The organism is Ereboglobus sp. PH5-5 (genome assembly GCF_029504805.1).
GTDB lineage: Bacteria > Verrucomicrobiota > Verrucomicrobiia > Opitutales > Opitutaceae > Ereboglobus.
The window spans coordinates 157,071-183,395 of the sequence record NZ_JAQFIT010000003.1; the positions used below are offsets into that span (position 1 = coordinate 157,071).

18 protein-coding genes are annotated in these 26,325 nt (G+C 62.9%); 9 read left to right on the top strand and 9 right to left on the bottom strand.

What is annotated here, in order from left to right; all coding sequences use genetic code 11:
* The first annotated feature begins 162 nt into the window (after window positions 1-162).
* Window positions 163-5,844: an autotransporter outer membrane beta-barrel domain-containing protein gene (locus M2103_RS02885; protein WP_277508632.1), complete on the top strand. Its 5,682-nt coding sequence runs from the start codon at window positions 163-165 to the stop codon at window positions 5,842-5,844.
* A 33-nt stretch (window positions 5,845-5,877) separates the two neighbouring features.
* On the opposite strand, the gene M2103_RS02890 is transcribed toward M2103_RS02885, so the two are convergent.
* The 3 genes from M2103_RS02890 to M2103_RS02900 all read right to left on the bottom strand — a co-directional run bounded on the left by M2103_RS02890 (window position 5,878) and on the right by M2103_RS02900 (window position 7,399).
* On the bottom strand, window positions 5,878-6,525 hold the full coding sequence (locus M2103_RS02890) for a hemolysin III family protein (RefSeq protein ID WP_277508634.1): 648 nt from the start codon (window positions 6,523-6,525) through the stop codon (window positions 5,878-5,880).
* Window positions 6,526-6,630: 105 nt separating this feature from the next.
* On the bottom strand, window positions 6,631-6,909 hold the full coding sequence (locus M2103_RS02895) for a hypothetical protein (RefSeq protein ID WP_277508635.1): 279 nt from the start codon (window positions 6,907-6,909) through the stop codon (window positions 6,631-6,633).
* A gap of 28 nt (window positions 6,910-6,937) precedes the next feature.
* Window positions 6,938-7,399, bottom strand: coding sequence for a nicotinamide-nucleotide amidohydrolase family protein (locus M2103_RS02900; RefSeq protein ID WP_277508636.1), 462 nt, complete (start codon window positions 7,397-7,399; stop codon window positions 6,938-6,940).
* Between the two features lie 151 nt (window positions 7,400-7,550).
* On the opposite strand from M2103_RS02900, the gene M2103_RS02905 reads away from it, so the two are divergent.
* Together M2103_RS02905 and M2103_RS02910 are read left to right on the top strand one after the other, a co-directional pair.
* Entirely contained in the window at window positions 7,551-8,711 is a 1,161-nt protein-coding gene (locus tag M2103_RS02905) for a cation:proton antiporter (protein ID WP_277508637.1), read from the top strand.
* 118 nt (window positions 8,712-8,829) lie between these two features.
* Complete coding sequence (locus M2103_RS02910; protein WP_277508639.1) at window positions 8,830-10,701, top strand: TonB-dependent receptor; 1,872 nt, start codon at window positions 8,830-8,832, stop codon at window positions 10,699-10,701.
* A gap of 228 nt (window positions 10,702-10,929) precedes the next feature.
* On the opposite strand, the gene M2103_RS02915 is transcribed toward M2103_RS02910, so the two are convergent.
* From M2103_RS02915 to hisN, 3 genes are all read right to left on the bottom strand, one after another.
* Entirely contained in the window at window positions 10,930-11,478 is a 549-nt protein-coding gene (locus M2103_RS02915; RefSeq protein WP_277508640.1) for a DUF3016 domain-containing protein, read from the bottom strand.
* A gap of 126 nt (window positions 11,479-11,604) precedes the next feature.
* Entirely contained in the window at window positions 11,605-13,941 is a 2,337-nt protein-coding gene (locus tag M2103_RS02920) for a cation:proton antiporter (protein WP_277508641.1), read from the bottom strand.
* An 81-nt stretch (window positions 13,942-14,022) separates the two neighbouring features.
* Window positions 14,023-14,805: a histidinol-phosphatase gene (gene hisN / locus M2103_RS02925; protein WP_277508645.1), complete on the bottom strand. Its 783-nt coding sequence runs from the start codon at window positions 14,803-14,805 to the stop codon at window positions 14,023-14,025.
* A gap of 130 nt (window positions 14,806-14,935) precedes the next feature.
* Here hisN and M2103_RS02930 point away from each other — a divergent pair, with 130 nt between their 5' ends.
* Window positions 14,936-17,599, top strand: coding sequence for a hypothetical protein (locus tag M2103_RS02930; RefSeq protein WP_277508646.1), 2,664 nt, complete (start codon window positions 14,936-14,938; stop codon window positions 17,597-17,599).
* Here M2103_RS02930 and abc-f read toward each other — a convergent pair whose 3' ends face one another.
* The gene (gene abc-f, locus M2103_RS02935; RefSeq protein ID WP_277508647.1) at window positions 17,600-19,420 is read right to left on the bottom strand and encodes a ribosomal protection-like ABC-F family protein; all 1,821 of its coding nucleotides are present in this window, start codon (window positions 19,418-19,420) and stop codon (window positions 17,600-17,602) included.
* A gap of 179 nt (window positions 19,421-19,599) precedes the next feature.
* Between abc-f and M2103_RS02940 the strand changes: the two genes are divergently transcribed.
* The 5 genes from M2103_RS02940 (at window position 19,600) to M2103_RS02960 (ending at window position 23,705) form a co-directional block, all read left to right on the top strand.
* Entirely contained in the window at window positions 19,600-20,283 is a 684-nt protein-coding gene (locus M2103_RS02940) for a MotA/TolQ/ExbB proton channel family protein (protein WP_277508648.1), read from the top strand.
* 60 nt (window positions 20,284-20,343) lie between these two features.
* Window positions 20,344-20,823: a biopolymer transporter ExbD gene (locus M2103_RS02945; protein WP_277508649.1), complete on the top strand. Its 480-nt coding sequence runs from the start codon at window positions 20,344-20,346 to the stop codon at window positions 20,821-20,823.
* A gap of 6 nt (window positions 20,824-20,829) precedes the next feature.
* The gene (locus M2103_RS02950) at window positions 20,830-21,627 is read left to right on the top strand and encodes a hypothetical protein (protein WP_277508650.1); all 798 of its coding nucleotides are present in this window, start codon (window positions 20,830-20,832) and stop codon (window positions 21,625-21,627) included.
* Between the two features lie 93 nt (window positions 21,628-21,720).
* Window positions 21,721-22,116, top strand: a complete 396-nt coding sequence (locus M2103_RS02955; protein WP_277508652.1) for a hypothetical protein — start codon at window positions 21,721-21,723, stop codon at window positions 22,114-22,116.
* Between the two features lie 179 nt (window positions 22,117-22,295).
* Window positions 22,296-23,705 (top strand): MFS transporter, encoded by a 1,410-nt coding sequence (locus M2103_RS02960; RefSeq protein WP_277508653.1) that lies wholly within the window; start codon window positions 22,296-22,298, stop codon window positions 23,703-23,705.
* A 24-nt stretch (window positions 23,706-23,729) separates the two neighbouring features.
* On the opposite strand, the gene M2103_RS02965 is transcribed toward M2103_RS02960, so the two are convergent.
* Together M2103_RS02965 and M2103_RS02970 are read right to left on the bottom strand one after the other, a co-directional pair.
* The gene (locus tag M2103_RS02965) at window positions 23,730-24,485 is read right to left on the bottom strand and encodes a hypothetical protein (RefSeq protein ID WP_277508655.1); all 756 of its coding nucleotides are present in this window, start codon (window positions 24,483-24,485) and stop codon (window positions 23,730-23,732) included.
* Window positions 24,486-24,927: 442 nt separating this feature from the next.
* Window positions 24,928-26,217, bottom strand: a complete 1,290-nt coding sequence (locus M2103_RS02970) for a hypothetical protein (RefSeq protein WP_277508656.1) — start codon at window positions 26,215-26,217, stop codon at window positions 24,928-24,930.
* Between the last annotated feature and the right edge of the window lie 108 nt (window positions 26,218-26,325).

The following is a 26,325-nucleotide window of genomic DNA, read 5'->3' on the forward strand; positions in this document are numbered from 1 at the left end:
TAAAGCCGCGCGTTTACCGCCATGCATAGACCGCGTTAAACATTCATGACACGCGCCATCAGCGGCTTTTCTCACGACCGCCGCCGGACGCACCCAGGGCAATTTTCCGTCCCCGCCTAACGCAGAAACACAGCCCTCAAGGCAAATGTTCAAAACCCTACCATGAAAAATCAAATGAACTATCACGATCGTTTCAACACAACAGGGTTGCTTCGGGCACTGCTGTTTCTCGCATGCGCCGCATTCACGCTTCAAGCGCAGCTCCGCGCGGACGAGCTTGTCTGGAACAACACCGACAACTCAAACACATGGCTCGGCTCCGGCGTGAACGCTAATTGGTGGCACGCCGGCAACGCCGCCACGGCCGCCTTCGCGGACGGCGACGCGGCCGTCTTCGGACGCGCGGGCTCCGGCGCGGCGATCACCACCGGCACTATCGCCATCGCAAACGCCGTGACGCTCGGCGCAAGCGGCACGAACGCGGGCGTCATTTTTAACGGCGGCACATGGGCGTTCACAGGAGCCGGCATCATCGGCGGCTCAATCCGCTTTGCGGGCGACACCGACCTCGCCTTCGACACGCGCACCGTCACCCAGCGCATGAGTATCGACGCCGGCCGGGCCGTCACGCTCCGCGCGCTCGCCGGCTCCACCGTCACGGTCACCACCGGCTCGTTCACGGGCAACGGCGGCGCGGTGCTGGTGAACACGGGCGCAACGCTCACCGTCAACAGCACCGATTCCGCAAGGCTCGTCTTCGCCGACAACAAGGCATCGCTCGGCGGCGCCGCCATCGCCTCGACAGGCGGCACGGTTAGCGTCAACGGCGGCCTCTTTGCCAACAACACCGCCGGGGCCACATCCAGATACCAGGGTGGCGGAGCCATTTTTGCCCGCAGCGAAGGGCGCCTCAATGTCACCGGCGCCGTTTTTACAAACAATAACACCAGCGGCTCGGTCGACGGCACAGGCGGCGGAGCCATCTATGCTTTAGGCACCCCGCTGACCATTGTATCTAGCACCTTTCTCCAAAACACGACCTCCAGCAACGGCGGCGCGATTTTCACGGAAAACACCACCGTTTCGATCCGCGACACGCTCTTTGAGAGCAACCGCGCCACGGGTCGCAACGGCGGCGCGCTCACCGTTTGGAACTCGTCCACCACCATCCTCGTCGACGTCGATTTCACCAACAACAAAGCCAGCGGATTGGGCGTGACCGCGGGGGCCGTCTATATCAACGCCGCCAATCGCAGCAACCACGTCAGCAATGTCACCGTGGGAGTTTCACCGGGGAGGACATCCACCTATTTCGGCAACGCCTTCGGCAGCACCGCCAACAGCATCGCCTTTGGCGGCTGGGGCAACCACAAGGTTTATCTCACGGCGACCGTCGGCGCCGGCGGCATGCTCGACATGCAAGACCCGATGCGGATACGCCCCAATCTTTTCAACAAATATGACAGCATTTATATGGGTGTCACAAAAACCGGCTCCGGCGTCTGGCGGCTCGGCGGCGCGACCATCCTCACCGGCACCGTCGGCAACGACTTTGCCGTCGATGAAGGCGGGCTCGCCCTCTACGCCGGCGCAAGCATAACGCTCAACAATCAGGGCAGCACGTCCGACTCCGCCGCCGTCGAGGACACCTTCACGCTCGCGGCAAACACCACGCTCTCCACCCTCGGCGTCACCACGACCGGCGCGGCGGCCCCGCTCACCGCCACCGGCACCATCCGCGCCGACACCATCACGCTCGCCGACAACGCCGCCATCAACATCGGCAGCAGCCTCGTGCTCACGGCCACCACGCTCAACTACGGCGATGCGCGCGTCACCTCCGACGCCACCGCCAGGCTCGTCCTCGACCAACAATCCGGCCCCCTCGCGCTCACCGGATCGCGCGCCTTCGAGGTTGCCGACGGGAAAACCCTCACCGTCTCCGCCCGCTTCGCCGTTCCCGCCGCCGGCGAGTTTTCGCTCGTCGCCCTCAACACCACCGGCACGCACTCCGGCACGACCACCTTCACCGCGCCCGCCCTCGCGGCGGGCAACGGCGGCGTCGTGCAAGCCACCTCCGGCGCCACCTTCACCGCCACCACAACCGGCGGCGCGGTAATCGCCTTCTCCGGCAACTCCGCCCAACATGGCGGCGCCATCGCCGCGGCAAACGACAACACCCTCAACATCGCCAACGCGCTCTTCACCAACAACACTTCCACCAGCACCGTCACCGGAGCCGGGGGCGGCGCGATCTTTGCCGCCGACCGCACCACCCTCAACATCACCTCCGGGACCTTCTCCGGAAACACCAGCGCCTACCACGGCGGCGCGGTTTATGTTTACAACAACGGCATCAGCGGATCCTCGGTCACCATCGCCGACACGCTCTTCACCGGCAACACCGCCGCGCGCAACGGCGGCGCGCTCACCATCTGGAACTCCCCCGACGTCACGCTCACCGACGTCTCTTTCATCAACAACACCGCGGGCGCGACCAGCTATGGCGGGGCCGCGCACATCAATGCCGCCAACATCACCGGCCACACCACCAACCTCGTCATCAACGTCTCCGCTGGCAACACCAGCACCTACGCCGGCAACACCGCGGGCGGCGCGGCCAGCGGCCTCAGCTTCGCCGCCATCGCCGCATGCGCCGTCACCATCGACTTCAACGTCGCCGACGACGGGCTCCTCGACATGCGCGACCCCATGGCTGTCAGCAGCCTCTACAACACCCTGCAAATCTCCGCCACCAAAACCGGCGCCGGCGAAATGCGCCTCGGCGGCGCAAGCACGCTCACCGGCACTGGCGGCAACACATTCCTCGTGAACGAAGGCGCGCTCGCCCTCTACGCCGGCGCGTCGCTCACGCTCGACAACCAGGGCGCGACCCCCGCCGCGCCCGATGCGACGGACACCTTCACGCTCGCCGCGGCCGCCACCCTCGCCGTCCTCACCGGCACGAGCCCCGACGACACCGGCGTCTCCTACGCCGGCGCGATCCTCCGCGCCGACGCCATCACCCTCGCCGCCGACAGCACGCTGAAACTCTTCAGCGGAGCCGACGCCGCCACCATCACCGGCACCGGCTCGCACCCGATCGACAGCACACCCGTCACCGCCGACGCCACCGCCGCGGCCACCACGCTTACCCTTGTCGGCAACACCCTCGCCATCGGCGACCGCGTCAACATCGACCTCACCGTCACCAGCTTCGCCGCCGGCAACCAAACCGTCACGCTCCTCGACGCCACCGGCGTCACGAGCGTCACCGGCACATTCGACCCGAAAACCTTCCACCTCCACCTCAACGGCATCGACACCGAAACCCTGGCGAACAACCGCCTCGACGTTCACCAACTCCAAGGCACCGACGCCGGCAAACTCGACTTCCACTACCACAGCACCGGCAATCACCTCGTCACCTGGACCGGCTCCAACGGCGCCGGCTGGAACAACGCCGACCGCAACTGGCATCTCGATTACAACGGCACCGCCTACGACCAGTTCCTCAACGGTGACGCCGTCCTCTTCGACGACACCGCCGCCGCCAACGCAAACAACATCACGCTCGCCGACACCATCCACATCGCCCCCATCGGCGCCAACCCCGCCATGCGCGTCACCGGCACCGGCAGTTGGAGCTTCGCCGGCGCGGGCATCGCCGACGCCAACCCCGACGCCCCCGCCAGCCTCCTCATGGAAAGCACCGGCACCCTCGCGCTCTCCAACACCAACACCTACTCCGGCGGCACACGCATCACCGCCGGCGCGCTCGTTGCCAAAAACGCCCGCGCCCTCGGCACCGGCGACATCGACAACACCGCGCTCCTCGTCCTCGACATCGCCACCGACGCCGAGGGCGGCACCCTCGCGCAAGCCATCGCTGGCACCGGCACCACAACCAAAACCGGCGCGGGCGCCATCACCACCTCCGGCGGCATCGCCAACGACATCATCGTCTCCGCCGGCAGCCTCGCCAACGCGGGCGCCATCACCGGCGCGACCACCATCGACAGCGGAACGCTTCTCAACACCGGCACCCTCGCCACGCTCGCCGTCAACTCCGGCCTCGGCGCAAACACCGGACTCGTCACCGGCGACGTCACGCAAGCCGGCGGATTTTTCACCAACGAAACCGGCGGCACCCTCGCCGCCACGCTCGCCGTGAACGGCGGCACATTCGCCAACAACGGCGGCGCCGTCACCGGGGTCGCCGCCATCGCGCCCGCGGGCACGCTCGTCTTCCACGGCGGCACCCTCGCCGCCATCAACGCCGCCGGCGCGATCAACTTCGAAAACGCCGGCGACTACACGCACGCCGCCGTCATCAGCGGCTCCACCGGCGCGATCACAAAAACCGGCGCGGGCGACCTCGTCCTCGCCGCCGCCAACACCTTCTCCGGCGTCACCGACATCCAAGCCGGCACGCTCCGCCTCGCCGTCGCCAACGCCCTCGCGCAAAGCGCCACCGTCTCGCTCGCCGCCGAAACCCGCCTCGACCTCGCCGGCCTCGACCAAGCACTCAAAACACTCGCCGCCGCCCCGGACGCGCGCATCGCCTTCAACACCACCGGCGCAAACCACCGCGTCCTCGCCCTCGACAGCCTCGCCGGAGACGGCGCCGTCTTCGAAATGCGCACCGACCTCGCCGCCGCCGCCGGTGACAAAATCACCATCGCCGGAGCAAGCGCCGGCGCGCACCGCATCGAAATCGACAACGCCAACGGCTCCGAAATCCAGCCCGACACCGCGATCCCCCTCGTCATCATGAACCAGGCCGGCGCAACCTTTAGCGGCACCACCGAGTCCGGCATTTACACCCTCACCGTGCAGCAAGGCGACGGCGGCGCCATCATGCCCTCGACCAACACCTGGTATCTCGGAAGCGGCAACCGCCCCAGCCGCGCCGTTGACGGCATCCTCGCCACCGCCGCCGCCGCCGGGCAGGACTGGCACTACGAACTCGACTCGCTCCACAAACGCATGGGCGACCTCCGCGCCGCCCCGGACGCCGCCGGCTCCGGCAACATCTGGCTCCGCGCCAGCTCTCACCGCCTCAACGGCGCGCTCGAACTCACCGGACGCTCCTTCCACCAATACGCCCACGGCCTGGCCTTCGGCGCCGACAAGGCCCTCGCCGCAAACACCGGCGCCTCCGCGTGGTATCTCGGCGGCTTCGCCAGCATCAACTACATTGACCGCTCGTTCGACTCCGCCGGCGGCGACGGCGACACCAACGCCATCGGCGGCGGCGCCTACGCAACATGGCTCCACAAAGACGGCTGGTTCGCCGACATCATCGCGCGCTTCGACCGCCGTCAAAACGAGTTCAACGCCCGCTCCATCGACAACCACATCACGCGCGGAAAATACACCACGATCTCCGAAGGCGCGTCGGTCGAGTTTGGCCGCCGCCTCACCCGCGCGACCAACGGCTGGTGGGTCGAACCCTCGGCGCAATTTGCCATCGTGCACATCGGCGACGCCGACTACGACGCCACCTCGCCCGGCGCGGAGCCGATCCGCGTGGCCGTTGACAGCCTCACCTCCTCGCAAAGCCGCGCGCAAGTCCGCTTCGGCGGCGACATCGCCCGCGCCCCCGGCCTGCACCCCTACGCAAAAGCCGGCGCGGTTTACACGGCGAGCGGCGGCGGCGAAATCACCGCCGGCGGCAGGCGCATGAAAGTGGACTACGACGGCTGGCGCGTCGAGTTCGGCATTGGCGCGGCCTATGAAATCGACGCGAAAAGCCAGGTGTATTTGGATTATGAATACGCCAAGGCCGCGCTCTACGAGCGCCCCTGGTCCATCCACCTCGGCTACCGCCGCGCGTGGTAGCCGGGCGGGGTCGTCGCCCGCGCAAGCGCCCGCTCACACCATCGCGTATAAAATCGCGAGGTAGTGGGTGATGCTGCCCGCCAGTATAAAACCATGCCAGATGGCGTGGTGAAACCGCAGTTTTTTCTGAATATAAAAAAGCGCGCCACCGGTGTAGCAAAGTCCGCCCGCCAGAAGCAGCCAGAGCGAAACCGCCGGCACCCCGGATATCATCGGCTTGGCGGCGATCACGATGAGCCAGCCCATCGCAATGTAGATCGCCGTCGAAAGTTTTATAAACCGCCCGGTGAACCAAAATTTCATTATGATGCCCGCGAGCGCCAGCCCCCACACAATGCCAAAAAACGTCCACCCCCACGGGCCGCGCAGGTTGACGAGCATGAACGGCGTGTAAGTGCCCGCTATGAGTGTGAAAATCGCCGCGTGATCGACCTTGCGCAGCACATGCTTGCGCCGCGGATTTTTAACCGCGTGGTAAATCGTCGATGACGCGTAACCGAGCACCAGCGTCGTGCCGTAAATGGCCGATGCCGTGACGGCCCACGCGTCCGCATACACCGCGGCGAGTGTGACGAGCACGACGAACCCCGCCACGCTGAGCAGCAGGCCGAGCCCGCCGGTGATAATGTTGGCGAGTTCCTCCCCGGGCGAGTATTGTGGATGAATGTTGGTGGCGGTCATTGGTCGAATCAGTTGCCGGCGAGCATACACAAACTATCTGGAAAAAACAGCGTGTTATTGGGGCGCGCTTTCGCGGCGCCGGCCGGGCGAAACCCTCGCGTTGCGCTACGAGCGGCGGACGCGGTCTTTTTCGGCTTCGCGCTCCTCCTCGAGGCGGACGCGCTCGGCGGCAAGTTGCGTTTGAATCTTTTCGATTTCCTCGTAATTCTGCCCGGCTTGCGCGGAGGCGAGGCTTTGCTTGAGGAAGATTTCACGCTCGGCGATTTTGCCCGCGTAAACCTTGTCGATTTCAGCAAGGCGTTTTTTTTGCCCGTCGCTCAACGGAGCCGTTGACGGCTCTGATTGCGCAAGGCGTTCCATGGCGAGTTCGTAGGCACTTTTCATTTTGGACGGGATGATTTTTTGGACAGGATTAACGGGATGATTGAAGAAAATCGACCAAGATATCGCGGGCGATTTTGGCGATGTGTTCCTGCACGGCGACACGCGCGAGGCCGGGGCAGTCCACGCGGCGGGAGATGAAATTGACTCCGTCCCCGACTGCGATCCACGCGTAGGGAACGGGGGCGGCGGGCGCGGGTTCGGCATAGCCGGTGGTCGCGATGGCGATGCCGGCGCCGAAGAGAGAGCGCGCGCCTTGCGCCATCGCGACAGCAACGGCCCCGGAGACACAATCGACCGGCCCGGCGAGTTCGCGCGGCACGCCAAGGAGCTTTGCCTTTTCCTCGAGCGTGTAGGCGGTGAGCCCGCCGAGAAAAAACCGCGAGGCTCCGGGGATCGCGCCGATGCGCGCCTGAAGATGTCCGCAGGTGAGGCTTTCGGCGACGGCGAGCGTGAGCCGCTTTTGAAGCATGAGGTCTTTCAGGTTTGGCATGCGGATTTCGGAATTGGCGGCAAGTGTTTCGCGCAACGCCGCGGCGGCGCAATGAAAACATGGGGGCGCGTTTGCGTTTTTCTTTTTTGGCCGCGTCTCTTTCCGCTGGCATGCGCGGACTGTGTCCGAAATATGTGGGGCTCATTTTTGCATGAACGAAATAGAAATCATCATTTGCCTGCTGCTGCTGTTCATGGGCGTGCCGGACTTGTGCCGGTGGCTCAAGCGGCCGGCGCTCGTGTATCCGGTTTTTGTCGTGTTCGGATTGTTGATCGCGCCGCTGGTGGACGGGCCGGTGAAGACGATGCTCGTGCAGGCGGGCCAGGTGGGCTTTCTGCTGCTGCTGTTTGAAGTGGGAATGGAAATCGAACTGCCGAGGTTTCGCGAGTTTCGCGGCCCGCTGGCGAAGGCGTTCGGGTGGGCGCTGCTGCAATATCCGGTGATTTTCGCGCTGGGCTGGCTGGCGGGCTTGAACTGGATCGGCTGCCTGATCGCCTGCGCGGCGTTCACGGGGTGCTCGGTGGGCATGGGGCATCCGGGATGGAAACAATATCCGGGGCTGGATTTTCAGGAGCGGCGAAAAATCCTGATGATGATGATCGCGCTGGAAATTTTCGCGATCGTGCTGCTCTCGGTCGAGACGACTTTCTACGAGCGAGCGCCGACTTGGGAGGTGGCGTTGAAACTGGGCGGGATTGTGCTGGTGCTGGTGTTGATCAGCATGTTCGCGCGCCGCATCAAGTTGATCCTTGAGCATCTGCTCAAGCAGGCGATGCACTGGCGCGTGCATTTGATCGTGCTGTTCGTGCTGCTTGTGTGCGCGGTGGGCGAGCGGCTCGGATTGTCGGCGATCAAAACGGCGTTTTTCCTCGGCTTGTTCCTGAGCCGGATCGAGCACGAAGGACAGTCGCTGGAGGCATACATCGCGCCGGTGAGCCAGCGGTTTTTGATCCCGATATTTTTCTTCGCGCTGGGATTGCAGATTCCGGCGGAGTATTTGGTTTCGTGGGCCGGGTTGATCGCGCTGGGGTCGGCGACGCTCATCCTGGCAATGCGCTGGGCGATTCAACGCTGGATACTGCCCGTGGGAGGAAAGCGGGGCGAGCGGATGAACGCGTTTCTGCTGCTGTGCCCCAACTTGACCATCACCGCGCTGGCCGCGGGCGTGCTCGTGCAGGACCCGACAACCGTGCGCGCGGCGTCGCTGGTGCTGCTGGTGGGCTTGTTCATGACCGTGCCGTCAATTTTGCTGCTACCAGCGCCGCCCGCCGCAAAGGAACCGGCTCCCAGTGACGCGCCGGACGCGCATTGAGCGCGGTGCCATCACAGGCGCGAACACATTCTTTTTTTCACTTAGTATTTGATTTTTCAGGCGCGTTGATTGTTAAGCTCGTTTTGTGAAATCAAAAACATCTCACATAATCCTCACTTTGATTGTCGCGTCCTCCGCGCCGATGTTGCCCGCGCGGGAACCTCGGGCGCATGACGATGTGCTCACGCTTCCGCGCATGGCGGTCTATTCGCAGCGCGTGGCGTTGCAGGAGCCGTCGGCGGGCGCGTTTGCCATGCCCGTGTCGGCGCTTTCGTTCGAGCCGCTGGTGGACGCGCATGCGCGCAACATGGGCGAGTCGCAGGCCGACGTGACGATTCGCGGCGGCATTTTTGAAAACACCGGCTATCGCGCCGGCGCCGCGCCGCTTCATGATCCGCAGACCGGGCACTACTCCGCCGAAATCCCCATCGCGCCCGCGATGCTCACCGCGCCCGCCGTGCTGACCGGCGCCGAAAACGCCCTCGGCGGCTGGAACGCGAACGCCGGCACCGTGGCGTATCAATGGCGGCGCGTCACAACCTCCGGCATGGCGGGTTTCGCCGCCGGCAATTACGACACCGTGCGCGGCGAAATCTATCAAGGCTGGGTCGCGCCGGAAACCACGGGCGCGCGCGCGCGGAGGCTCGCATTCGACGTGTCCGCCGCGCGGGCCGAATCGGACGGATCGCGTCCGTGGGGCGAGTCGCGCTTCACGCGTTACAACGCTCGCGCGCAGCTTGCCGGCGAGCGCGGGCAGACGGATTTGTTTTTCGGCCGACAGGACAAGTTCATCGGCTGGCCCAACCTCTACACGCCCTACGCGAATGTTTTTGAAACCGACGACCTGCGAACCACGCTCATCGCGCTCAACCACGTTGAAAAAATCGGCGACGGCGGCGACCATCTCGCGCTCGGCGGCGCGTGGCGGCGAAACGAGGACCATTACGTTTTTAATCGCGCCGACGCCGGCGCGCACAATCCCGTCTTCGCCACCGGCCCCGCCTGGCACACGGCGGAAACATGGAGCGCGGGCGCCGAGGCGCTTGTATCCACAAACAGGATACGCTGGCGCGCGGCGGCGGAGTTCGTCGCGGACGAGATCGACTCAACCTCGCTGACATTCGGGCGTTTCAACTCGCGCAGTTATTACAAGCTGACGCTCGCGCCGGAGCGCACTTGGGAGCTCGGTGATTCGCGCGCGCTGACGGTTAGCGCCGGCGCGGCGTTTGACGACACCAACCGTGACGGGGCGGCGTGGTCGCCGGTGGTCGCGGTCGAGTTTCGCGGAATCGGAAGGCTCGTCGAGCGGCTTTATGCGTCATGGGCCGCGTCGTCGCAGGTGCCGAACTACACCGCTCTCAATTCGAATCCCTCCGCCGGATTGTTTCGCGGCAACGCCGGGCTCGGGCGCGAGCGCGCGGACAACTTTGAAATTGGCGCGCGCGCCGCGCTGGGCGCGTGGACGTTTGAAACGGCGGTGTTTTACCGGCGCGACAAGGACTTGGTTGACTGGGTTTACAGCACAAGCCTGCCGAACGCGCGCGCGGCAAGTCCCGTTGACGTGGACACGCTCGGCTTCGAGCTGACCGCGCGCCTCTCGGCAAGCTGGGGCGCCTTGGTTTTTGGATACACGGCACTGACAAAGGATTCGGATTATGGCGACGCGGCGGGAATGGTTGACGCGAGCTTTTACGCGCTCAACTACGCGAAGCACCGGCTTACGGTGGCGGTGGTCGCGCGGCCATGGCGGGGCTGGGAAATTCGCCTCGACAACGAGGCACGGCTGCAAACCGAAAACGCGCTCCGCAACTCGCGCGACGACGCGTTGCTCACCTCGGCGGGCGTGTTTTTCGCGCCGTCAATCGCGGGCTGGCGCGGGCTGCGTTTTTTCACGCAGGCGACCAATGTGTGGAATTGCGGTTTCGAGGAAGTGCCCGCCGTGCCCGCCGCGCGCCGCCAGTGGTGCGCGGGCGTGATGTGTTCATGGTAGCGCAGGCATTTAGCGTCGCATAAAGAGCATAAAGGCCGCCCATTTAAGGGCGGCCTTCATGACCTAACACCAAGCAAACCGTAAGAACTACAAACTAGTATCGTTCCTGTCCGAACGATGCTGACTATGCTGAGATAGACGCGACGCCCCTGATTGCGCTCAAAAATTGCCCCAAGATTTTGACCTTTTTTTCGCGGGGCGCGGAATATCTTAGTCTCCAGCAAATTACTATCGGGATTGTTTTTTGTTGATCGCCGAAAACTCCGCGCCGAGCCAGTTATTGATCAGGTTTTTTTCATGCCTCAACGTGTCATTCGGGGAAATTCCGGGCGTGATCATCATGAAGTTCAGGTCGCGCAACTGACGAGTGCCTTCGCTCAGCACGTTGCCGCCCGCGTCTGTGAGCTTGAACTCCAAGTCGATGCGGGGCGGGTAGATATCCTTGATGATGCGGATGTCCTGCACGCGCGGGCCGTGCCACGGCTCATAGTCGCCCGCCATGTCGAAGTCGTTGATAGTGATGCTTAACGTCTGACCGTCGGCCATGTGCCGGGGGGCGCGTTCCTGAATGTATTCCTTGATTTGCTCGAGAAGGAAATCCCGGTCCTTTTCCGAGTCCATGGACGAGGTTTTTACGTCCGTAAACTTTCCGGGGTTGTTAAAAACGACGTTCACGGTCTTGTTCGCGTCGGCGGCGGCTTGCGTTTTTTCGGACGGCGTGGTGCAGGCGGCAAATAGAAAACTGAGAACGAAAGGGATCAGTAATTTTGTTTTCATGATGTGGAGACAGACAGGCTGGCGTGCGTGTTGTGCCAAGACAAGCGACACGCCATTTGCCGCGTTTGGGCGGTGGTGATTTCAGTTTTTTTGACAAAAAGCGCGCCCGTGTGAACGCGCCCCCGCTCATGCGCCGGCGCTGACGATCCAGTTGCGAAACACGCGCAGCTCCACAATCGTGCCGACGACCAGCAGGCAGTCGCCCGCGAGCAACCGCGTGCCGCCGCCCGGGTTCACGATCTGCTCCGCGCCGCGGCGGATGCCCGCCACGCGCACGCCCGTCGCCTGCGAAATGCGCAAGTCCGCCAGCGTCCGGCCGGCTCGCTCGCACTCCGGCATCACAAACGTCTCCAGCACCGAGCCTCCAAACACACCTTCGGTCTCCGCGCTGTCCTCCGGCGAATCCTCGACGGATCGGCCTTGCGCCTCGGCGACGCGCTCGAAAAACGCACGCGCATTGTTGATCTGCTCCTGCTGGCCGAGGAGAAGGAGCTTGTCGCCCGGGTAAAGGCGCAGCCCCGAGTCCGTCGCGGTGATCACATGGCCGTTGCGCTCCACCTCCAGAATCGAGCAGCCGAAACGCGTGGGAATCGCGAGCTCGGCGAGTGTCCTGCCGGTGTATTCGGCGCCGCGCGGCACCACGCAATCATCGAGGCCCACATCCCATTCGCCGAGGCTGCGGTCGAGCGCCACGCGCGCCTCCTCGCGCACTTGCGAAGGCGCGCGCGAATCCTCCGCGAGCACCTCCTGCACGGAGCTTTCCCAGGAGCTATACCAATAAATGAGCTTGTTGGAAAAAACGACCATCACCGCGACCGCGCCGACGCCAATGATCGCCCAGCCCCAGCCCGGCAGCGTCTTGAGCGGCAGCAGCGCATACAGCCAATACGCCACGCCGACCGCCGCCGTCGCCTTGAGCACGCCGGTGAGCGCGCGCGATTGCAGCCGCGCGGGCGTGTCGGGACTGCCCCCGAGCCCCTCGCCGATGATCATGGCGATTGCCGAAAGATTGCGCCACACCGCCACGAGCGGAATCAGCACCAGCACGCCCACCACGCACCAGAAAATGTAGCCCAGCGTCTCGGGGCTTATCGTGTCGGCAAACGACGCCTCGATCTCGGTCAATATCCGTCCCGAAAAAATCAGCAGCCCGCTCACCAGCAAAATTTCGATGACCAGCGTGGGCAGGCGTCCGCGAATCAACTGAAACATCGGCCTGCCCGAACGGCGCGTCTGGATGTCCTGCAACCAGCCGTGATACGCGGCGATGGCACGCGTCACGAAACGCGGCTCCACCTTGTCCATGAAATTTAAAATCGGGTCCGCAAAACGGTTGAGAATCGGCGTCGCCAGCACGGTCAAAATCGAAAGCCCCACCGCCACCGGATAAAACGAAGCCGGCAAAATCGCCGCCGTCACGCCCGCCTGCGCAATGATAAACGTGAACTCGCCCAGCGGCGTGAGCAGCAGCCCGCCGCGCCGCGCCTGCCTTGGCGGAATGCCCACGATCACCAGCGCGAACCCGCACGCGATCGGACGCACAAACAGCGAAAACGCGCCCAACAGCACCACCGTCAGCCACACCTCGCCGAGCATCCGCAAATCGATCAACATGCCGATCGACACAAAAAACACGCTGCTGAAAATATATTTGATTCCCCCGAAATCTTTCTCGATCGCGATCTTCTGCTTGATCTCCGCCACGACCGCGCCGAACAAAAACGCGCCCATCGCCATCGAGTAGCCCGCCTTCACAGTCAGGAACGCGCACAAAAGCAGCAGCCCCACGACGATGATCGTCTGGATCTCGGGATCGTTTTTCTTTTCCAGCTTTCGCAGCACGCGCGGCATGAGCAGCAGCCCCGCCATGATCAGCAGCACCACAAACGCGCCCATCACCCCGAGCACCATGCCCACCCCGCCGCCGCTCCCGCCGTCGCCGGAAGTCACACTCGCACTGAGCACCGTCAGCATGATCACCGCGACCACGTCCTCCACGACCGTGATGGCCAGCGCCATTTGCGCCGCGCGATCGTGGTGGAGCTTCAACTCCTGCATGATCTTGGAAATCACCGCCGAGCTCGACACCATCAACATCGCCGCCACGAACAGGCTCATCATCGTCGACCAGTTCAAAAACCACCCGAGCAACAACGTGAATTGCAACATGAAAAATGCCCCCAGCGCGGTCGCCGCAAGCGTCGCGACGCCCATCCTGCCGATCTTCGACAAACTCAACTCAAGCCCGATCGAAAACATCACGAACACGAGGCCCAGCTCCGAGAGCTCCTTGATGCGCGCCTCGTCATGAATGAACACAACCGGCGAGGTGTGCGGCCCGATGATAATACCCGCTATCAAATACCCGACGATCACCGACAGACCAAACCGCTTGCACACAATGCCCGCGACCCCCGCCGCAAGCAAAAGAATCCCGAGATCCTGAATGATGGTATTATGCACGAAACCAATGATGAATCGCGAAGCCCAAGAAGTGAAAGCCGGAAAACCGCCCGCGCCCCATTTTTTTGGGCCGCGCCACACTCACGGTTCTCCGTTGAGCATCGCGACAACCCGCGCGTGCAGCCCCGGCCCCGCGGCGATGATCGAATCCGCGTTCACCGGGTCGCCGCCGCGCCAGTCCGTGATCACGCCGCCCGCGCCGCGCACCACCGGAATCAACGCCTGGATGTCCCACGGGTTCATGATCGGGTCGAGCATCACGTCCGCCCATCCGCCCGCGAGCAACAGGTAGCCGTAACAATCGCCCCATGTCCGCGCGAGCCGCGCCTTCGCAAGCAGCGCATCGTATGCCGGGCCGTTTTGATATTTGCTCACGTTCAACGGGTCGCTCGTCAACACCGTCGCCTCCTCGATGCGCGCGCACTCGCGCACACGCACCGCGCGGCCGTTGAGCGTCGTCTCGACGCCGTCGCCCAGCATCAATTGCCCGAGCACCGGCTGGTGAATCGCACCCAGCACCGGCTCGCCGCAATGCTTCAGCGCGATCAAAGTCCCCCACAACGGCACACCCGTGATGAACGACTTCGTGCCGTCGATCGGGTCGAGCACCCAGACCCATTCCGCGTCCGCGCGCTCGCTGCCAAATTCCTCGCCGACGATTCCGTGCGCGGGAAATTTTTTCGAGATCATATCGCGCATCAATTCCTCCGCGCCGCGATCCGCCGCCGTCACGGGCGACGCGTCGCCCTTCATTTCGACCGCCAGCCCCGGATTGCCGAAGCGCGGCGTGATGAATTCACCGCTGCGCCGCGCCAGCTCGATCATAAAATCGCGAAACTCGGTAAGCTCTTGAAAATTGCTCATGGTGTTTCGCGCAAACTTGCCCGCTCCCGCTTTTCAAATCGATTCAAATCGACTCAGGCCGAATTATGTCGATTTATGCCGCGCCCGCCCTTGCCACGAGCCGCCATTCCGCGCAAATTCGCCCGCATTCATGATTCCGCCCAAGACATTGGTCTTCGCCCTCGCCGCATTCCTGATGGTCGCAAACGCGACCGGCACAGCGCGCGCGCAGGAATCGCTGGCGCCGCCGGTGCCCTTCCCCGCCGAACAAACCCCGCCCGTCGCACCCGGCCCCGGCGTGTTCACCGAGCTCGCCGCGCAACGCGCCCTCGAAACCGGCCTGCCCTCCATCGCCGCCGAAATCTACCGACAGCTTCTTGACGCCCCCGCAAACACCGCCACCCCGCAAACACACAACCGCGTCATTCTCGCCCTCGCCACCGCGCTGATTGAGGACGACCGCATCGAAGAGGCGTCCGGCGCCCTCCAACAATTCTCCGGCGCGCCAACACCCGCGGTTATTCTCCGGCGGGCATTGATCGACGCGCGCGCGCGCCGTTTCGAAGAGGCCCGCGCCGCCATTGCCTCGCTCCAGCCGGAAGACCTGCCCCAATCGGACCGCCCGTGGCTCTTTTTCATGCGCGGCATGCTCGCGGAGGAAGCGGGCGACTACACGCAGGCCTCCCAGCAATACCAGCAAGCCGAAACCTCGACCGCCACCGATGCGCAGCGCTCCTGGTTCATGCTCTCGCGCAGGCGCGTTCAGCTCTTCCTTGGCCAAGCCGGCGAAAACACCATCGCCAGCCTCCGCCAGACAATCGACCGCAACCCCGGACGCCGCGACAGCTACGGTGCCATCAGCCAGCTCGCCGTCGCGCTCAACGCCGCCAACCGCCGCAGCGAGGCCGTCACCCTTCTCCAGACGCAACTTCAGTTTCTCCCCCAGCAGGAAACCGCGATTCGCGATGAGTGGCGGCTCCTCCTGGGGCTCATCGCCGGGGCCGACGACAACTCCGGACGCGACGCCTTGCGCAAACTCCTCGCCGATTCCGGCGACCACGACAAACAACGCGCCGCCCTCCGCCTCCTCGCCAACGCATCCCAAACCAAGGAGCGCGCCACCGAGTTTCACAACTGGCTCAACCAATTCATCGCGGCCACCCCGCCCCATCCGATCCTCGACGACCTGCTCCTTTTCCGAGCCCAACTCGCCCTCGCCGGACAAACCGGCAAGGACTTCGACTCCGCGGAAGCCGACGCCAGCCGGCTCCTCGCCGAGTTTCCCGGCTCGCCGCTTCGCGCCGCCGCGCTCGGCGTGCAAACCGCCATCGCATGGGAACAAGGCCGCTATCGCGCCGCCGCCGACTGGGCCGCGCGCGCGCGCGCCGAGTTGAAATCCGGCCCCGTCCACGCCCGGCTCGGCGTGCTCATTGCCGAGGCTTATTTTCGCGCCAAGGATTTCCGCAACGCCTCCGGCGCCTACGGCTCCGCCCTCGCAGACGTCCCCGAGGGAGTCGCGCCCGGCATGCTCATGTTCCAACGGGTGCTCTCCGAAATCCACGCCCACTCCAATGGCGGTCCCCTCGCCGCCGCGCAAAAAGTTCTCGACGATTATTCCAGCGACGAGCGCTTCGACCCAGTCAATCGCTGGCAGGCCGAGTGGAATCTATCCCGCGCGCTTCAAACCGCCGGTGAAACCGCGCAAGCCTACGCCCGCGTCAGCCGCCTGCTCGCCGAACCGGCGGGCGACGGAGCATTGCCCGCCGGACTTCGCGCCCGCATGGCATGGCTCCAAATGCGCCTTGCCCACGATTCCGGCAACTACGAGCAGGCAATCGCCCACGCCGAAAAAATCAAAACCTCCCTCGATGACGTGGCCCCTGAATTGCGCGCCGACATCATCAGCATGGCGCTCCTCCTCGAAGTCGAGGCCGGCTACGCCCTCGCCCAACCCGGGCAGTCGCCCTCCGACAAGATCGCCTCGACCCTCCGCCTGCTCCGCGGCGAATACCCGAAAACCGCCGCCGCCATCCGCTCCTACATTATCGAGGCCGACCAAGCCGCCAGGCGCGGCCAGATCGTCGAGGCGCAGGGACTTCTCCGCAAACTCGCCGACGATTACAAAGGCACCCCCTACGCCTCCTACGCGCTTTACCAAGCCGCCATCTACGCCGAAAGCCGCGCGCAGGACCAATATTACCGCGAAGCCTACCGCCTTCTCGAGGACCTTGTGTTGAACGAGGAAAACACCAACCCCGGCGCGCATGGCGAGCTCGTCTTTTACGCGCGCCTCAGGCAGGGCAACCTCCTTCGCACCATCAATGAATACGGGCACGCCATCGAAACCTATCGCGACCTCATCAACCGCTACAAATTCCCCGAGTTCCGCGACGCCCTGATCGCCGAGCTCGCCCTCGCCGACTGCTACGCCGCCATCGCCAGTTCGGACGCCTCCCGCGCCGAAAGCGCCGCCGCCATTTATGAACGCCTCCTCGATCTTCCCGCCGCGCCGGTGGATCTTCGCGTCGAGGCCGGTTACAAGTTCGGTCTCAACCTCATTGCGCGCAACACCCCCGCCCGGCTTGAAACCATCTGGTGGCAGATGATAAACGACTTCCTCCTCGACGACACCCAAGCCGCCAAGCTCGGCCCCAAGGGTCGCTACTGGATGTCGCGCACCCTGCTCCGCCTTGGCGAAATGCTCGAGCAGCAGTCCAAATTCACCCAGGCCCGCGAGGCCTACCAGCTCATCATCACCAAAAACCTCCCCGGAGCCACCCTCGCACAGAACCGCATCATGCGGGGAAACGGTTAATCAAGTGGCGTTCCGAATCGTCTCCAACTCCTCCCAGCGCGCGTAGGCGGCGGCGAGAGTTGACTCCAATTCCTCAAGACGGGCGCGAACGACCGGGGCGGCGGCGGAATCACTTTTGTAGAAATCGGGATCGGAAAGCTTGGCCGTGAGCCCGGCTTGCTCGGCTTCGAGCGCCTCGATTTTGGCGGGAAGTTCGTCGAGCTCGCGGTTTTCCTTGTTGGTGAGCTTTCGGGGGCGGGCGGACTTGGCGGGCGTGGACGATGTTTTTTTGCCAAGGGCCGGCGAAGCTTGTTGCGCGCGCAACGCCGCCGCTGAGTCGAGCGCGGCGCGCTGGCGGATGTAATCGGCGTAACCGCCGACGTATTCGGCAACGCGCCCATCGCCCTCCATGACCATCGTGCCCGTGACGACGTTGTCGAGAAAGTCGCGGTCGTGGCTCACGAGAAGCAGCGTGCCCTGGTATTCAACGAGCAGGTTTTCGAGGAGGTCGAGCGTCTCGGCGTCGAGGTCGTTGGTGGGCTCGTCGAGCACAAGGACGTTGGCGGGTTTTGTGAAGAGACGCGCGAGAAGCAGGCGGTTGCGCTCGCCTCCGGAAAGCACGCGCGCGGGTGTGCGGGCGCGTTGCGACGAGAAAAGAAAATCCTGGAGGTAGGTGATCACGTGGCGCTGGCGTCCGTCGATGGTGACGGTTGTGTTTCCGTCGGCGATATTGTCGGCCACGGTTTTGTCGTCGTCGATTTGCGCGCGGAACTGGTCAAAATAAACAACCTCAAGGTTTGTGCCGTGCTTGATCGTGCCGGCGGCTGGCGCGAGTTCGCCGAGCAGGAGTTTTATGAGCGTGGTCTTGCCGGAGCCGTTCGGACCGATGACGCCGATTTTGTCACCTCGGGTGATCGTAGTTGTGAGATCGCGGATGATGCATTTGCCGTTTGGATACGCGAACGACATCTCCTCCGCCTCCACAACCTTCACGCCGGAGCGGTCGGCCTCGGCGAGGCGCATGCTGGCATTGCCGGTGCGCTCGCGGCGGGCGAGGCGTTCGGCGCGCATGGCGGCGAGCGCTTCGAGGCGGGCGCCGGAGCGCTTGCGCTGCGCGCTGGGTTTGCGACGCGCCCACTCCTCCTCTTGCGCGAGTTTTTTGTCGGCGGCGGCCATCTGGCGCTCCTCGGCCTCAAGGCGCTCCTGGCGGCGCGCGAGGTAGGTGTCGTAGGGGCAGTCCCAGTTTGTGATGATGCCGCGGTCGAGCTCGACAATGCGCGTGGCGAGCCGGCGCAGGAACGCGCGGTCGTGCGTCACGAAGAAGAGCGAGATTTTTTCGTTAAGGAGAAAATTTTCCAACCACAGGATTGACTCGAGGTCGAGGTGGTTGGTCGGCTCGTCAAGGAGGAGCAGGTCGGGTTGCGAGGCGAGCGCGCGGGCAAGCAGCACGCGGCGTTTCAAGCCGCCGGAGAGCGCGGCGAAATCAGCCCGCGGGTTGATCGCCATGCGTTCGAGGAGTTTTTCGAGACGCAGCTCGCGCTCCCACGATTCCTCGTGCGCGACCTCCGCGAGTCCCGACGAAACGATATCGTGAACAATGCCGCGCACATCCGCCGGGATTTCTTGCGTGAGCCGCGCAAACCGCGCCCCGGGCTGGCGCGAGACGACGCCGGTGTCGGCCTGCATCTCGCCCGCGATCACGCGCATGAGCGTGGTCTTGCCCGAGCCGTTGCGCCCGACCAGGCAGACGCGCTCGCCGGGGTCGATCTGAAAATTGACGTTTTCCAGAACCGCCGGACCGCCAAAGGCGAGGTTGATGTCGAGTAAGTTTACGAGAGCCATGCGAAGAACTGCGGATTTCGAGGCGGAGAATGCGGAATGGGAAGAAAAATCGTTTCGCGAACCCGGTCGCGCGCGAGGCATCTTTCAGCGTCTGTTTGCGCGCGGGGGCGTTTTTCTCCTCGCCGCCGCGGATGTCGCGTTGCAAATCTGTGCGCATCCACTAAATGCTAATACTCGGAATGTCCGGATTCGATTTCAGTCTCTTCTCAAAAGGCGGCCCGATGATGCTGGTCATCGTCTTCATGGCGGCGGTCGCCATCGTGCTGTTCATAGAGCGCGCGCTCTATCTTCATCGCGGACAAATCAAGTCCAAGGCGTTTCTCGACGGCATCAAAAACACGCTCAACAACCGCCGCCTCGTCGAGGCCGCTACCATTTGCGAGGAAACGCCCGGCCCCGTGGCCTCGATTGTGAAGGCCGCGCTCATGCACGCCGGAAAGCCGCCGGAAAAACTTCGCTACGCCGTGCAGGAGGCGGCCATCGTGGAAATCCCCTCGCTCGAACGCCGCCTCGGCGCGTTTGCCGCCATCGGCCAGGTCGCGCCGCTCGTCGGATTGCTCGGCACGCTCTTCGGCATGATCATGACGTTTCACGCCTTCATGCAAGGCGCCGAGTTTGCCACCGCCACCGCCCTCTCCAACGGCCTCTGGCAGGCGCTCACAGTCACCGCCGCCAGCCTCCTGCTCGCGATCCCCGTGCACCTCGGGCACCATTTTCTCCGGGGCCGCGTGCGCGCGCTCACCCGCGACATGGAGTGGGCCGCCAATGAAATCATGGAGTATTTGATTAATGAATACGAAGGCGAGGGCATTGACGGCGGCGCGCCGGCGCCGAAGGGCAGGACAGCAAAGGGCAAGGCGTGAAAATAAAAGGACACCCGGCCTTCACCACTCACTCTTCGCCATTCACCATTCTTTAGCTCGATGATTATCCGCCCGCTCGATCTCAATTCCAAGCTGAGCCCGCCTCCGCGCAGCTACGACTGGGTGCATTTTGTGAACCTCACGCTCATCGCGATGTTCTTTTTGTTTTTCGGATCACGCTTCATTCTTTCGCCGGCCATTGTCGTGAAGAGCAGCGATTTCCAACTGCCCTCGCGCCCGGCCGACAGGGTTTCATACGTGCCCGGCACGACTGTCGTCAGTATCAAGGGCAACGGGCAAATCTTCGCCGACACGGGCATTGTCAGCCACGCGCAACTTGAGGCTTGGCTCGCTGAAAAAATAAAAAACTCGCCCGACGCGTCGCTTCTTGTTCGCGCCGACGCCGCGGTGACAATCGAGGAGGTGTCGCGCATCGCCGACCTTGCCGGCGAAATCGGATTCAAGGTTTCGATACTCGCCAACCCTGAAAAAAAGTCTTCCCCCTCGTTTCGCCCCTCCGGCCCGCAGGCGGGACAATGATTGCCCATGAAAATCAAGGTCGGCCTGTTTCAATGGAGCTCGCGCGCTGAACATCGCCGCATGTTGGGTTTGATGGTCGTGGCGCTTGTCGCATTGGTGGCGGGCATTTCCGTGCTCGTGGGGATCGTGCGCCTGCCGGTCGCCGTTCCGCGCGCGACTTCCTCCGATCCCGCCACGCTGAACATCGCGCACATGGGGGACAAGCAGCGCAACCGAATCCTCGATGAGGAGGCGCTCCTGCTCGACCCCGCGCCGCTCTTCCTGCCCACCTCGCACAATTACACGCAGGCCGACCTCGCGAGCATCTCCCACAGGGAGCCGGAGCAGGCGTTTCGCGCCTTTCCGCCGAGCTACGCCTATTCCGACGACGCCTTCACAATCCGGTATCCCGACCCCGTCCAAATCCCCGCGCGCCCCGTCGAGGCGCTGGGCTACGGACACACACAGACTCCCTACGCGACCCTCGGGCGCGCCGAGTTTCCGCTCGCACCGCTCCCCGCGCGCCAGGCCAGCGTCGAGGTGGTTCATGCCGGAACCGGGCGGGTTGTGCTCGAACTCCCCGTCCCCCAGCCCGAAACCCGGCCTGCCGACATGCCGGACGCGCTCGCGACAGGCGACTGGTCCCCGCTCGAATTTTTGGCCGCAATCGACGTCACCGGCCTCGCCGCCCCGCCAACGCTCATAAAAGGCACCGGCCCCCCCGCGGTCGTGCAGTATCTCTCCAAGTATCTCGATAAAAACCTGCACATTGGCTTCCGCCTCGAACTCGCCCCCGGCCTTTACATAGTGCGGATCGGACCGTGACGCGTTTCATGTGGTTTTGCGAAACCTCCGCAAAGGGCCGCGCGTCAAATGATGCCGCCGGGCACATTTTGCCGGCTCAAAAAACAACACACCATGAAATCATTCAAATATGTTATCGTTTCCCTCGTGCTTGCCCTCGGCTTTGCCGCTCCCGCGATGTTCGCGCAGGACGCGGGGCCCAAGGGAAAACAGGGTCAGCGTGGCGACATGAACGCCGCGCTTCTTAAAGACATTACCTTGACCGCCGACCAGAAGACCAAGGTTGACGCAATCAGGGCGGAGGCCCGCAAACAAACACAGGCGCTTCCAAAGGAGGAACGCCGCAGTGCGAAAGGCCGGAAAATCATGCAGGACGCCAACGGCAAGATCCGCGAAGTCCTCACGCCGGAACAGCAAAAAACATTTGATGCGAATCAAAAAGCCATGCAGGAGCGGCGCGGAGGCGGAAAAAACAGGGACAAGGGAGCCAGGCCAAAGAGCGCCAAGTAGGCATCGCAGCCGGTTTCCAAATACACAACGCCGCCCGTCAAGCCGCCGCCCGCGCGCCAAGCGCCCGCGGCGGTTTTTTATGGCATGGCAATCCCGGGGCGGCGCGACCGCCACTCACGCGATGCTTGCGTGCGCGCCGCGATTTTCAGACACTTCGCGTTTTTCCAATTCCGAACCAGATGAGCGCCAGCCCGCCAGACGAAGCAAAACCCGACCCATATGTCGCATTCCGCAACGCGGGATTCCGCCGTTTTCTGCTGAGCAATTTTGCGTTCAACCTCGGGCGCCAGGCGATGAGCATCACCATCGCGCTCCAGGTGCTGCATTGGACAAACTCCGCCGCCGCCATCGGTTTCATCGGCCTGGTCAACGTCATCCCGCTCATCTTCCTCGTGCTCCCCTCCGGCGTGCTCGCCGACAAATACGACCGCCGCAAAATCATCACCATCACCATGAGCGCCTCGTGTGCGCTCTCGATCATGCTCGTCATGGTCACGCATTTTCACGACTGCATCCCCTACGTCGGCGTCCTGCGCGGGGCGAATCATCTCATTGAAACAGTCGCTCACTTTTTCACCAGCAAGGACAATCTCGGCGCGATCCATTTCGACAACCCCGCGCTGCCCATCGTTTACCTGCTTCAACTTTTGCACGCCACCGTGCGCGTGGTCGGCGCGCCGGCGCGCGGCTCGATCATCCCCGTCCTCGTGCCGCCGTCGCAACTCACCAACGCCCTCACATGGAACTCCAGCACGTTTGAACTCTCCGCGGTGCTCGGCCCGGTGCTCGGCGGGTTTGTCGCCGTGTGGAGTTACACGGCGGTGTATGCGGCGGACGCCGTGTTCTCCATCGTGCTCGCCGTCTCGCTCGTCGGCATCGCGCTCCAGCCGCGCAAGCCGCGCGATGCCTCGCTGCCCGTGCCCAAGGCCTCCGCCGGCGCGACCTTTATCTGGAGGCAAAAACCAGTGCTCGCCGCCATCACGCTCGATTTGTTCGCCGTGCTCCTCGGCGGGCTCACGGCGATGTATCCGCTCTACGCGAAAAACGTTTTTCACTTTGAAAACTACGAGTTCTGGGCGGGCTGCATGCGCGCCGCGCCCTCGGTCGGCGCGATCATGATGGCGGTTTTCGTGGCGCACTCGCGGCCCTTCAAGCGCCCCGGCATCACGCTGCTCTGGTCGGTCGTGTGCTTCGGCGCGGCGATCGTGATCTTCGCGCTCTCGCGCAACATCTTCCTCTCGCTCTTCGCGCTTTTCCTCACAGGCATTTGCGACAACGTCAGCGTCGTGATTCGCCATACGCTCGTGCAAATGCTCACGCCCGATTACCTGCGCGGACGCGTAACGTCGGTCAACCAGCTCTTCATCGGCTGCTCCAACGAAATCTCCGAGTTCCGCGGCGGCCTGATGGCGGCGCGTTTCGGCCCCGTGGCCGCGGCGACCTTCGGCGGCGTCTGCACGATCATGGTCGTGGTCAGCGTCGCCCTCTCGCTCCCCGCCATCCGCACCGTCCCGCCGCTCAACGAAATCAAACCAGTGGACCCCGAGCCCGAGTTCGGGGCGGACACGGAAAATTCCAATGCTCAGTGAGTAAATTCCAACGACTTATCCCGGTTATTTACCGCCTTCATTTTCCTCCAATGCCTCCACGTAACCAAGCGCGTCGCAAAAAATCTCATTCGCGTTTGGCTTGATCGATTTCGCTATAATCGAAGCATCGAGTTTGTTTCTCACGCAAAAAACCGCCAAGGCAAAGGCAATCTCCTCCTCGGACAAATAACCGCTTCGCTGCCAACTCCATCCCTGCTGGTCGTAACTTGTCCACTGCGTAAATTGAAACGCCGCGTTGCAGAGAAACACGCCGAACCCTTCCGTAATCGCGCACAAATCCGTAAGAGGTTCCAGCGCCTCCCATGTCGCAGGCGGTTCCGTCTCAACTGTTGCGAGCAAATAGTGGCACAATTCGTGCGCAAATGTCGCCACCAGCCCGACCGGGTTTTGCAACAATGAGGACGAATAAGTGATCACGACCCCGTCCTCCTGTGACGCGGAGAACAAACCCGCCGCGCCGGATTGCGAGGTTTGTCCAAGCATGCCGCTCGCGCGCAGGTCGGATTGCATCGCACGTCCTTCATCATCTCCGCATTCCAATCTGCACACCCAGTTGGATAATCCCATCAAATCCCTTACTCTTTGAAACACGCATTCCGCCGAGGCATGATCGTTTGCATAGGTGTCCGGAAAAAAATCTTTGGTCGCCAACACAATGCGCGCTGGCTCCGGCTCTATTTTTGGCGGCAAATTTTTTTCAAGCCACAGATAATGTTGATACAGCCAGAGCGCGCGTTCTTCGGTGAATTCCGTTTGCATGCGAAATATTCTTATTGAAGCAAACACTTGATGCGTCGCCTGTTTTGTCAACCTGTCTGCGGCATTTCTAAACCACTGGGAAATGACGCCCTGCTATATTTTGGATTTTGGATGTTGAAGTTTTTAGCCTGCGCGCTTGCGAGTGGTCTGACATCCGGGATTTTGATTTTTTAATTTTTGTCCATCCGATTTCTCAACATGGCCAAATCTACAAAGAGCGGCCACGCCCCACAACAAACATGGGGCGGCCGTTTTGTGCGCGGTTTTGCGGTTGTGGTTTTACTGCTGGGCACGCCGGTCGCCGCGCGCCTTGCGGCTTCTAACGGCATTGACGCCGTTGGAGAAAATATCGTCGAAATGGAGCGGATGGAGGTATCCGCCGACAGATATTGTTGGAGTTGTGCGGGGAGACGCTTGCGACCGTGTCGGGGGTTGGGTTTTGTCAGTAAGTCGCCGGACCGAGATCGTCGCGCATGCGCATTTTTGCCTGTGTGCGCACCGGCGCGGCCTTGTCATTGACGAGGCGTCCGATCACATCCATCGGGGTTTTGGAGTGGTTGACCACTTCGGCGCGGACCTCCGCGATCTCATCGTTGGCAAGGTTGCGCAGCACAAATTCAGGACAGTCGGGGTTTTCACGCACGAGGCGTCCGCGAAACTCGGGGTCCTCGTGCATGATGGCTTCGCGGTAATACGCATCGCGCCACTCGGCGGGGACGTTGGGGTTGAGCATGAGATTGCGGCGCACCTCGATATTGTTATCCGTGTCGAGTTGCCGGAGCAGGTTGTCGGGCAGGTAGGGGTTGCTCGCGAGGCGCGCGCGAACCGAGGGGTCGGGATCGCTGGCGAGGCTGACCATCTGCGGATAGGAAATATTGACGATGCCGGCGGCGATGCGACGGCTTTGCGGCGACGAGTCGACAAGAAGGATGTCGAGATACTTTTGGCGGAAGGCGACCGAGTTTCCATAGTGCTGGCCGATCGCGACGCGCACGGCGGGATCATTGGTGTGCCGGACGATGTCGCAGGCCAGGGTCTCGTTTGCCTCGGGGTGGGTGGCGATGCTCACGAGCAAGCGGCGCAGCGGCTCGTTTCGCGACGCATCGTGAAACCCGGCGGCCTCCGAACGGTGATTTGTCCAGAGGATGTTGAGCACGCGGGTGGACGCGCTGATCTGGTCGACGATTTTTTGCGCAATGGGAATGTTGCCGGAAAAGTTTTCCGCAAGTTCAACGAGCTTGGGTTCGGGCACGCCGAAACTTTCGCCGAGCCAGCGTTCCACTTGGGCCGGCACTTTGTCGTTGTCCGCGGGTATCGCGACCCATGTCGCGGCGTTCGGCGCCGGGGTCCGAAGGGCTTGGGCCACGGTTTCGCGAAGGCGGTGGTTGTTGTTGTAACGGACCAGAAGGAGGGAAGATAACGCCAGGGCGGCCACAAAAAAACACGCGGGCGGGATGATTGCGGGAAGCGGGAAGAGGGGGACTTTTCGGCGCTCGAACCTGTGGCGCAGAAAAAGGCGGGAAATGATGAAGACCGGCAGCCAGACGAACCCGAAAATCGCAGAGATGCCGGGCACAAAAAGCAACCCGGCGATCATGATGCGAACGATGACCGACGCGGGCGCCTGGTCAAAATTGATGATGATGAGCGCGGTGGTTGTGATGAACGCGAGGCTCGCGATAATAACAAGGATTGTTCGGAAAAAGGAGTTTGAGACTTGAAACGTATTCACTGTTTTTGTGCAAAAAGCAGATGGCCGAGGTGTTTTTCAGAGAGCCTTGAAACCGCCGAAGCCATCACGCGTTGACGTATTTTATATATACTGAATAATTCACGTAGT

What these genes read in the sequence shown, in the direction of transcription:
- M2103_RS02930 (WP_277508646.1), top strand. Translation starts at nt 14,936, where the DNA reads ATGATTCCGCCCAAGACATTGGTCTTCGCCCTCGCCGCATTCCTGATG.
- M2103_RS02950 (WP_277508650.1), top strand. Translation starts at nt 20,830, where the DNA reads ATGAAAATCAAGGTCGGCCTGTTTCAATGGAGCTCGCGCGCTGAACAT.
- M2103_RS02885 (WP_277508632.1), top strand. Translation starts at nt 163, where the DNA reads ATGAAAAATCAAATGAACTATCACGATCGTTTCAACACAACAGGGTTG.
- abc-f (WP_277508647.1), bottom strand. Translation starts at nt 19,420, where the DNA reads ATGGCTCTCGTAAACTTACTCGACATCAACCTCGCCTTTGGCGGTCCG.
- M2103_RS02905 (WP_277508637.1), top strand. Translation starts at nt 7,551, where the DNA reads ATGAACGAAATAGAAATCATCATTTGCCTGCTGCTGCTGTTCATGGGC.
- M2103_RS02900 (WP_277508636.1), bottom strand. Translation starts at nt 7,399, where the DNA reads ATGCCAAACCTGAAAGACCTCATGCTTCAAAAGCGGCTCACGCTCGCC.
- M2103_RS02940 (WP_277508648.1), top strand. Translation starts at nt 19,600, where the DNA reads ATGTCCGGATTCGATTTCAGTCTCTTCTCAAAAGGCGGCCCGATGATG.
- M2103_RS02945 (WP_277508649.1), top strand. Translation starts at nt 20,344, where the DNA reads ATGATTATCCGCCCGCTCGATCTCAATTCCAAGCTGAGCCCGCCTCCG.
- M2103_RS02965 (WP_277508655.1), bottom strand. Translation starts at nt 24,485, where the DNA reads ATGCAAACGGAATTCACCGAAGAACGCGCGCTCTGGCTGTATCAACAT.
- M2103_RS02960 (WP_277508653.1), top strand. Translation starts at nt 22,296, where the DNA reads ATGAGCGCCAGCCCGCCAGACGAAGCAAAACCCGACCCATATGTCGCA.
- M2103_RS02955 (WP_277508652.1), top strand. Translation starts at nt 21,721, where the DNA reads ATGAAATCATTCAAATATGTTATCGTTTCCCTCGTGCTTGCCCTCGGC.
- M2103_RS02890 (WP_277508634.1), bottom strand. Translation starts at nt 6,525, where the DNA reads ATGACCGCCACCAACATTCATCCACAATACTCGCCCGGGGAGGAACTC.
- hisN (WP_277508645.1), bottom strand. Translation starts at nt 14,805, where the DNA reads ATGAGCAATTTTCAAGAGCTTACCGAGTTTCGCGATTTTATGATCGAG.
- M2103_RS02915 (WP_277508640.1), bottom strand. Translation starts at nt 11,478, where the DNA reads ATGAAAACAAAATTACTGATCCCTTTCGTTCTCAGTTTTCTATTTGCC.
- M2103_RS02895 (WP_277508635.1), bottom strand. Translation starts at nt 6,909, where the DNA reads ATGAAAAGTGCCTACGAACTCGCCATGGAACGCCTTGCGCAATCAGAG.